8 protein-coding genes and 2 pseudogenes are annotated in these 8466 nt (G+C 63.6%); 8 read left to right on the top strand and 2 right to left on the bottom strand.

Annotated elements, in window-relative coordinates; translation table 11 throughout:
* Nucleotides 1–424 precede the first annotated feature (424 nt).
* The 3 genes from ABD327_RS27870 (at nucleotide 425) to ABD327_RS27860 (ending at nucleotide 1768) form a co-directional block, all read left to right on the top strand.
* Nucleotides 425–958 (top strand): RNA polymerase sigma factor, encoded by a 534-nt coding sequence (locus ABD327_RS27870; RefSeq protein ID WP_344454470.1) that lies wholly within the window; start codon nucleotides 425–427, stop codon nucleotides 956–958.
* The gene (locus ABD327_RS27865) at nucleotides 951–1151 is read left to right on the top strand and encodes a hypothetical protein (protein WP_344454468.1); all 201 of its coding nucleotides are present in this window, start codon (nucleotides 951–953) and stop codon (nucleotides 1149–1151) included. Before ABD327_RS27870 ends, ABD327_RS27865 begins: the two co-directional genes overlap by 8 nt.
* Before the next feature lie 464 nt (nucleotides 1152–1615).
* The gene (locus ABD327_RS27860; protein ID WP_344454466.1) at nucleotides 1616–1768 is read left to right on the top strand and encodes a hypothetical protein; all 153 of its coding nucleotides are present in this window, start codon (nucleotides 1616–1618) and stop codon (nucleotides 1766–1768) included.
* A gap of 226 nt (nucleotides 1769–1994) precedes the next feature.
* On the opposite strand, the gene ABD327_RS27855 is transcribed toward ABD327_RS27860, so the two are convergent.
* Nucleotides 1995–2210 (bottom strand): Tn3 family transposase, encoded by a 216-nt coding sequence (locus ABD327_RS27855; RefSeq protein WP_344454464.1) that lies wholly within the window; start codon nucleotides 2208–2210, stop codon nucleotides 1995–1997.
* A gap of 505 nt (nucleotides 2211–2715) precedes the next feature.
* On the opposite strand from ABD327_RS27855, the gene ABD327_RS27850 reads away from it, so the two are divergent.
* From ABD327_RS27850 to ABD327_RS27830, 5 genes and pseudogenes are all read left to right on the top strand, one after another.
* A complete protein-coding gene (locus ABD327_RS27850) occupies nucleotides 2716–2994 on the top strand; it encodes a hypothetical protein (protein ID WP_344454462.1) in 279 nt (92 codons plus the stop codon).
* Nucleotides 2995–3006: 12 nt separating this feature from the next.
* Complete coding sequence (locus tag ABD327_RS27845; RefSeq protein ID WP_344454460.1) at nucleotides 3007–4851, top strand: DUF4407 domain-containing protein; 1845 nt, start codon at nucleotides 3007–3009, stop codon at nucleotides 4849–4851.
* Nucleotides 4852–5039: 188 nt separating this feature from the next.
* A pseudogene (locus ABD327_RS27840) lies at nucleotides 5040–5528 on the top strand (transposase); the annotation flags it as partial.
* Nucleotides 5529–5578: 50 nt separating this feature from the next.
* A complete protein-coding gene (locus ABD327_RS27835) occupies nucleotides 5579–6751 on the top strand; it encodes an IS30 family transposase (RefSeq protein WP_425547237.1) in 1173 nt (390 codons plus the stop codon).
* Nucleotides 6752–6766: 15 nt separating this feature from the next.
* Nucleotides 6767–7527: pseudogene (locus tag ABD327_RS27830) on the top strand (IS256 family transposase); the annotation flags it as partial.
* Between the two features lie 448 nt (nucleotides 7528–7975).
* Here ABD327_RS27830 and ABD327_RS27825 read toward each other — a convergent pair.
* The gene (locus tag ABD327_RS27825) at nucleotides 7976–8431 is read right to left on the bottom strand and encodes a helix-turn-helix domain-containing protein (protein WP_344454456.1); all 456 of its coding nucleotides are present in this window, start codon (nucleotides 8429–8431) and stop codon (nucleotides 7976–7978) included.
* Nucleotides 8432–8466 lie beyond the last annotated feature (35 nt).

The following is an 8466-nucleotide window of genomic DNA, read 5'->3' as shown; positions in this document are numbered from 1 at the left end:
CCGTCCGCGACCATGCTGTGATCAACAGCCTCGAAAGGCTGCTGGAAAAGGCTCACTGAAGCATTCGGCCATGAGCTGGCCGACGCACGTCCCGAACGGCCTTTGGGAACGCAATTTTCCCGAGAAGAGCGGTCCGGTTCGTGACTGCACCGGGTAGCCTGTTCCTTTGTCTCAGAAGTCCGCAGGAAAACTTTTGACTCTGTTGCACGCTTAGCCCCTCCAGAGACGTCTTATGGGTGACGGCGAGGACATGATCCGAAGCACCAACTGAGAGACTCATTGGAACGCCTCGACCACACGAGGTAGGAAGTAACCGTCCAGTTGCGCGGATGGTCCCCACGGAAGGAACCCGCACATTGAGATCGACGATCAAAAAAACGGCCTGGGTTAGCACAGGCGAAAAAAACTATCGGAAGGAACGGCGTTGGCCGAACAATTCGATTTCGCCCCCGACGTCATCGACGCGTTCGAGGTGTTCGTTCACCAGTACGCCGAGGAGCTGACGGGGTTCGCGCTGCGTCTCGTCCCGACCGAGGCGGACGCGCACGACATCGTCCAGCAGGCGCTGCCCAAGCTCTTGGTGCAGTGGAGCGGTCTCCAGCAGGAGCCCGTGGCCATGGCGAAGACCATCATCCGGAACCTCGCCCGGGACCTTCTGCGCAAGCGGCGTCGCGGGGCGGAGGTGCTGGGGATTGAGCTTCAGGACCGGCCCGCAAACGTACCGGGGAAGGACGAGCGGGTCCAGAAGGTCTACGCGGTGCTCCACCAATTGCCCGAGCGGCAGCGTGCCACGGTGGCGCTGACGTTGGACGGCTACGGCAGCGGCGAGGTCGCCGAAATGCTGGGAAGCACGCCGGCGACGGTGCGGTCGAACCTGCGGCATGCCATCGGGCGGCTGAAGGAGGCGCTGGGCATTCCGCAGGAGACGACGGACGGGAAGGAGGTGGCTGATGGGTGATTCCCAGAACACCAGCTTCGGAGAGTTCCTGGAGGCCGAAGAGCCGCAGCTGCACGCCATGCTCCGGCACTTCGTCACCTGCGAACGGGCACGGCTCGCCGGGCGCGTTGATTCCGACGAGCTGATCCGGAATACCTACCGGGCGCTCGGGATCGATCCGGGCCAGATCGGCCGGGACCAAGACGACAGGTAGCAACCCTCATCGGAACATAACGAAGACCAGGCGGGGGGCGGCGACGTCCCCCGCTGTCATTACGGTCTTCGAGAAAGAGCGACACGGGAACTGGCATGCCGTGCGGATGCCGACGCCGACAAATGAACCGGGGACGCGGCCTGTTCTGCAGCGGTTCCACGACATCGACCCTGGGCGAGCCCCGGCTGGTGTCAATCGGAGCCTGGCCTCTCATATTTCGGCCACCGGGAAGGCTCAGGGAATCAGTGCGCATGGTGCGAAGTGAGTCGTCGACCACGAGGCGTTTGGCGGGTAGGCCAGCCCCTGGCTGCCCTGGGACCGGATGCTGTCTGAGTGGGGGGCGCAGGGAGTGCTCCCGGTTCATCCGCCATCCCGAGAAATTTTGACGATCATGAACCGGATGGCGCCAGGTTGGCCTATGTCGTGTGAAAGTCCGTTGATTCACCGACAACAAGGAGATGCCCATGGGCCTCGTTGAGGCCGCGCAGATGGTCGGGCCAGTCCTGACCGCGATCGGGGGCCTGGCCATGCTGGGCAAGCAGCTGCTCTCCGGCAGGTTCGTGGCTCCTGCTCCTGCTTCACGGCCCGAGGCGCTTGAGACGGGAAGTGTTCAGTGAAGGGCTCTGTCGCGTATTCGGTGGCAGCGGAGTGTGGTCGTAGGTGATAAGCACTTTTGCCGAGTTCGTCATGGTGGCGCGGGTGATCGAGCGATGATCCTGGGAACCCGGAAACGCCCGTAAGGGGACGGAAAGTGCAACAAGACGAGTCACCTTGACGGTCGCTCCGCGTTACCACCGGAAGGGCGCAGCTGGCGATCAACTCGTTGGACTTCACGACCTTCTCCTAGTGATCGGGGTCGTTGCAGCCGATGAGGCGGCCGCCGAACATCAGCCAGTCGGCGAAGGCGTGGAGGGCCTCGTTGCGGTTCGTGACCTGGGTGATCTGCTCGCGCAGCCTGGGTTCGGGCAGGTAACGCAGCAGGGTGATGGTGTGGATCGCGCGGCCGAGTTCGCGGAAGGCCCGGTAGGGGTCCAGTCCAGATACGTTTAAAACCCACAATGAGTGGATCTTGGGTGGTCGATGTAGCCGGACAACGTGCTCAAGCCGCGTAGTCACTGCAATGGGGAACCGCTGTGGGTTGGACTCTAGGAAGGGCCCCCGCGGCAACGGGGGCCCTTGTGTTCCGCGTTGGCCTCGTCTCACGCCTGATGCGAGGTGCGGGAGCCGGTTTAGGGCTCTTGGCCAGTGTCACAGGCTGTCCGGGGTGAGTCGAGTTTGAGGTGTGTCCGGGGCTACTGTCCGGACGGCAGCCGCACAATCGGTGGTCAGGAGGGAGTCGGGCCGGGCCACGGTGGGATGTCCGGGCGCCGGACACTGTGTGTTCAACGTTGTGGCCTGGGGTTTTATAGGGCGGGAGAAGCCGGACGGGTTGAGTTGATTGAGTGCCTTCCAGGGGTGTGTGGGGTGCGGAAAGGTAGGGGTCACGTCACTGATGGTGTTTGGGGACGGCAATCCCCGAAGGTGGCGGAAACTCTCGTCTCACGCATGCATAGGAAGGTGCTCCATGTCCAGGTTCTCCTCCGGCTCGGGCCGGAACCGTCGGCCTGAGGCCGAGCTGCCCGCTCCGGGGCCGGCGTCGGTCCGGTCTGTCGGCGGCGCGGTGTTGGTGCTTTTGATCATCATGGTTGTGTGCCTGTGGCTGATCCTTCAGGGTCTGACGCCGCTGGTGGCGCTCGGCGTGACAGCCGGGATCGGCCTGATCGCCGCGGAGGTCGCCGCCCGGTTCTCTGGACGTCCAGGGACCTGGTTGACGCGACTGCTGGGCCAGTCGCTGCAGGCGTAGGCGTCTTCGAGGATGTCCAAGTCAGGGCGGGCACAAGAGCCGCTCCCTGCGACTGGTGACCCGCGTAACGCCTTCACCGAGCATTTGAAGGCGTTGCGCGGCCAGTCGGGGTTGACCTTCCGGGAGATGGCCGAGCAGTCCAACTACAGCCCGACCAGCCTCACTGCGGTGACGCGCGGAAAGAAGCTCCCATCCTGGGATGTGACCGCCGCGTTCGTCCGGGTGTGTGGCGGGGATGAGGAACAGGCCAGGAGGTTGTGGGAGGAGGCGGCTTGTGCTGCGGGCCGCCCCGTGCCCGCGGTTGACTCCGATCAGGACCCGCCGGATCCGATGACTGCCGCCAGCGTGGCGGAATATATGGAACGGCTGAACGATCTGCGGGCTTGGTCGGGGTTGTCGCTACGCAAACTGGACGACAGATCCACCCGACATGAGGCACTGCCACGCAGCACGATCAGCGACAATCTGCGGCGCACCAGCCTGCCCGACACGTCGTTCATGTTCCGCTACCTCAAAGCCTGCGGGCTCACCGACGACCAGGCTCAGCCGTGGCTCACCACCTACGACCGGCTCGCCGAAAAGGAAAACGCCGCTGCGGCCGCGGCCGCGGTCACAGCCCCATCGCCACAACCTGATCCTCGGCGGTGGGCAGTCTTTCTGCGACGACTGCTCGGATTTAGCGAGGTGGTCTTGGACCGCATCCCGCACGAGCGGGCCCGCTACACAAGGCGTAGCGCCCTGCACCTGATTTTTTTGATCTCCAACGGTGCCGTCGCATTCGTCGGAATATCGGCCTTCGCCGGCGTTTTTTGGGCGCTGTTTGTGGCCATCCCAATAGTTTACATGGATTTCGTCACCAACAAGGCCGTAGTCGTATCGTTGAACACCCAGGTCAGCCAGCGGCGGCGCTATAAAGGAGCCGTTCCCCATCTGGTATTGCTGGCACTGGCCGGACTCATCATTGCTGAACCACTGATGCTCCAGCTCTACCAGGTGCCGATCGAAAACCAGGTCACAGTTGCGAGGACGGCTAACTACAACACGACCATCGATCGACTACGGATCTGCAACCCGGTCGCATACACCACTGAACTCCCCTCCGGCTGTGCTTCCTTCACGCTGGCACTCGACAACCGCACGACGCTGCATCGCCAACGGCTCGCGCAGCTCAAGAGAGCAGTGGCAGACCAGAAGGATAAGGTCGATGATGGCGAGAAAACGGTGGCCAACCTTCAGCAGATCGCCCGTCTGGAATGCGCCGGCCTTTCCCTCCTTGGTGGCAGCGATATCGTTGGCGAGGGGCCTCGCTGTATGCAGACACGGCGTGGGGCCGATCGAGTACTAGCGCTGCAGCGTAACGACAAAGAACGTCTGCATCAACTGCAGACCGAGTTTACCGGCCTGACTTTCCAGATCGGCGCCACGATCGACAGAGCGATCAATAGCAGAGCCCGCTCGATATTTACCGATCCCATCGGGCTGCTGGAGCGGCAGGAGGCCTTCACCGCCGTCTCCAGGCACAACACCCTGATCCTCACCTCGGCCATAGGCTTGAGGGTCCTGATCATCTTGCTGCCGATGTCAGTTGTCCTGCTCACTCTCCTCGAAAAAAATAGCCCCTACCAGCGACTTCTACAAGAAGACCTTGACCAGTTCCTGAACAACTTCCGCGCCCAATCCACCCAACAGCTCCACGAACTCCTCACCTCCATCACCGACCTTCTGCAACGCGCCACCGATCAAGGTCCCACTGCCCAACTCAATACCGACACCCTTGTCAAGCATCTAACCGAAGTCCACAAACAACTCACGGCCATCACAGAGTCGACACGCGAGCATCGAAATGACCAGCAGTAGTAGCGGGCCATCGTCTACATGACCCGGCCCATGCTCCGAGGGCTGACGAACATCGGAACGAAAAGTCACGCGGGAGGGAGTGTTCAGCGAAGGGTGTGACTCAGAGGATCTGAGGAGACACCTTGAGTGCAGAATCCCCCGAGGGCGTGGAGGCCGGTCTGTCCGGTTCGCAGCAGGACGAGCAGAAGGTGCAGGAGGAGCAGCGGGTCTTGGTGGGTCGGCTGGTAGAGGCGGCGAAGGCCGACGGGCGTGAGCTGGTCGGCCGGGACGGGATGCTGGCCGGGCTGGTCAAGCTTGTGCTGGAGACCGCCCTGCAGGGCGAGATGGACGCCCATCTCGGCCGCGGTTATGGCGAGCTCGCTGGCCCCGGAGAGGTGGTCAACCACCGCAACGGGACCCGATCGAAGACGGTCGTGACCGAGGTTGGTCCAGTCGAGATCGGGGTGCCGCGAGACCGCAACGCCACGTTCGAGCCCCGGATCGTGCGCAAGCGCCGGCGCCGCCTGGGCGGAGTGGACGAGATGGTGCTGTCCTTGTCGGCCCAGGGCCTGACCCATGGCGAGATCTCCGCTCACCTGGCCGAGGTCTATGGCGCGGAGGTCTCCAAAGCGACGATCACGGCGATCACCGCCCGGGTCCTGGACGGCATGACCGAGTGGCAGAACCGGCCGCTCGATCCGGCTTGAGTTCTATCGGTGGTTGCGAACGTTCCTGAAGGGATGTTCGGATGCCTCGTGGCGGTGCCAACAGGGTGCCTTCGTCGATCAAACGTCGCTACTTCGAGCTGATCAGATCTGGGTATATGGGTGCTGCGGCGGCCCGAGCCGTCGGTGTGTCGACCAGCTGCGGATCGGTGTGGTTCCTGGACGCTGGTGGGGTGCTTGTTCCCGATCCAGGACCCATCTCGGACCGCTTCCTCGACCAGAACGACCGCATCGCCATCGCTGAGGGCCTGGCCGCCGGAGACAGCAAGAAGGAGATCGCCTCAGCGATAGGCAAGAGCTTCCAGACGGTCTATCGAGAGATCAGCCGCAACAGCAAACCCGACGGCCGCTACCAGCCCTGGTGGGCGCACAACCGAGCCCTGGAGCGACGCGGACGACCCAGGTCGGCGAAGCTCGAAGCCGACCCGGACCTTCGCGAGATGGTGCGGACGAAGCTCGCCGACCGGTGGTCGCCGCAGCAGATCTCTCGGTTCCTGACCCGGACCTTTCCCGGCAGGCCGGGCCGAAAGCTGTGCGCGGAGACGATCTACCGTGGGCTGTTCGCCGGCCTGCTCGGCACGAGACCAGGCAAGCTACGCACCGGCCGGTCCCGCCGGAAACCCCACCGGCGAGGCGTCGCCGTGCCCAACAAAATCAAGAACATGAAGCTGCTGGACCAGCGGCCCGCCGAAGTCGACGAACGACGCGTCCCAGGCCATTGGGAAGGCGATCTCATCATCGGCAAGTACGGTTCCGCGCAGGGCCCCTCGGCCATCGGCACCCTGGTCGAGAGGGTGACCAAATTCCTGATCCTGATCCACCTGCCCGACGGCTACAAAGCCCCGAAGCTCCGCGACGCTCTGATCGCCCAAACCCGCATCATCCCTGAATCCTGGCGCAAGACCCTGACCTGGGACCAAGGCCGTGAAATGTCGATGCACGAACAAACGGCCACCGCGACCGGTTTCGACGTGTACTTCTGCGACCCGCATTCCCCGTGGCAGCGAGGCCTCAACGAGAACACGAACGGCATGATCCGCCAGTACTTCCCAAAGCGCACCGACCTCTCAGTCCACACCGCTCAAGACCTGCAGAGCGTCGCTGACGCACTCAACCGACGACCGCGGCTCACGCTCGCGGACAAGACACCACACGAGGCCGTGAGAACATTGCTCATCAACGGCTTCACCAGCTAGTTCGCAACCAGTGTTAGAAACCGCCCGGTCTACGCGGTGCTGTTCATCGATGCGATCCACATGAAGATCAGGGACGGCAAAGTCACGAACCGGCCGATCTATCTGGTCATCGGCGTCACCGCCGACGGCCGACGTGACATCCTTGGCATCTGGGCCGGCGACACGGAGGCGAGGGTGCCAAGTTCTGGGCCCACGTCCTGACCGAGCTGAAGAACCGCGGGATCCGCGACGTCCTCATGGCCGTCTGTGACGGGCTCAAAGGACTGCTCGAGGCGATCAACGGCACCTGGCCGCAGACGGTCGTGCAGACCTGCATCGTCCACCTGCTGCGGCACACGTTCCGCTACGTGCCTAGCCAGCACTGGCCGAAGCTCGCCGAAGCACTCAAACCCGTCTATACCGCACCGGCCGAAGCCGCCGCCCTGGAGCGCTGGTGCGAGGTCGCCGACACCTGGGGCAGCCGCTATCCGGCGATCGTCCGACTCTGGGAGAACGCCTGGAGCGAGTTCGTGCCGTTCCTCGCCTTCGACATCGAGATCCGGAAGGTCATCTGCTCGACCAACGCCATCGAGTCCGTCAACGCCCGCATCCGCCGGGCGGTCCGCGCACGAGGCCCCTTCCCCAACGAACAAGCCGCTCTGAAGTGCGTCTACCTGGCCCTGATGAGCCTGGACCCGACGGGCTCGGGCCAGGCCCGCTGGGGCCGCCGCTGGAAGCACGCTCTGGGCGCCTTCGACCTCGCCTTCGACGGCCGCCTCACCCGACACCATCACTGACCAGCGACAACAACCTGTCCCACCGTTCGCTAAACACACCCACTATCGGCGGGAAACCAGTCGGCGAAGTCCTCCTCACAGAACACCCCCGCCAGCCGGTCCCGGATCCACATCGCCGGCGTCCCCGACGGGTTCGCAGCCCACGCCGACCGCACCGTCTCTATCGGTATTAACCGACCGATATCGCCACCCATCGACACCGCACTCACCTCTCACTGACAAGCGCGGCCGAAATCCCCAGTTCAGCACCCACAACCCCGAGATCGCCAGACCAAACCGAAGATCGCCAACAACATCCCGGAAGTGCAACAGAGCCGTTCGCTAAACACACCCTTTCCTGGCTAGGGATGGTCGCATTGGACAGCGAGGCGCGGGACTGCCAAATGCGGGCGGGTGACCCGTCTGCTGCCCTGGTGTTAGTGGCAGTCGCGTTCGGGGATTGCCGTGGTCATTTCTGCTGGGGCCAGGGCACTTTGTCGAGGAGCGTGCCAGGTTTGGTCTGCAGGCCGTTGGCGATGGAAAGGATGGTCAGGAGGGAGGGGTTGCGGCGGCCGTGTTCGATGCCGATGAGCATGCGGGCTGAGAGATCGGCGGCTTCCGCGAGGGCTTCGATGGACATGCCAGACTCCTCGCGGGCGGTGCGGACGGCGAAGCCGAAGGCTTGTAGTCGCGGGTCGGGTGCGGGAGTGGGCACCCAGCGATGCCAGCAGTGCCACCCATGTAGACACCATGAACGATAGTTCAGTATCTGCAGGTCAATAGGTGTTCGGGTATGGGAAGTTGGGATGATCCGCCCACGCGTGGGCCAGGTCTGCGGCTTCGACGGCGAGAGTGGCGGCGACCAGCCCCCAGGCCTCCTCAAGCCCTTCGGGTGCGTGTGCGGCCCAGGCGGTGGCTGTGGCATAGCGGTCTAGAAGTCCTCCGGGTGCCAGCAGCCGA

The sequence above is a fragment of the Actinocorallia aurantiaca genome (genome assembly GCF_039533685.1).
Classification (GTDB): domain Bacteria; phylum Actinomycetota; class Actinomycetes; order Streptosporangiales; family Streptosporangiaceae; genus Actinocorallia; species Actinocorallia aurantiaca.
Note: the sequence above shows the minus strand (reverse complement) of the source record. Positions and strands in the feature narration are given on the sequence as shown.

Bases quoted from the DNA above. Each gene is read 5' to 3' on its own strand.
- ABD327_RS27835 (WP_425547237.1), top strand. From the start codon at position 5,579: ATGCCTCGTGGCGGTGCCAACAGGGTGCCTTCGTCGATCAAACGTCGC.
- ABD327_RS27845 (WP_344454460.1), top strand. From the start codon at position 3,007: ATGTCCAAGTCAGGGCGGGCACAAGAGCCGCTCCCTGCGACTGGTGAC.
- ABD327_RS27860 (WP_344454466.1), top strand. From the start codon at position 1,616: ATGGGCCTCGTTGAGGCCGCGCAGATGGTCGGGCCAGTCCTGACCGCG.
- ABD327_RS27825 (WP_344454456.1), bottom strand. From the start codon at position 8,431: ATGCCACAGCCACCGCCTGGGCCGCACACGCACCCGAAGGGCTTGAGG.
- ABD327_RS27865 (WP_344454468.1), top strand. From the start codon at position 951: ATGGGTGATTCCCAGAACACCAGCTTCGGAGAGTTCCTGGAGGCCGAA.
- ABD327_RS27850 (WP_344454462.1), top strand. From the start codon at position 2,716: ATGTCCAGGTTCTCCTCCGGCTCGGGCCGGAACCGTCGGCCTGAGGCC.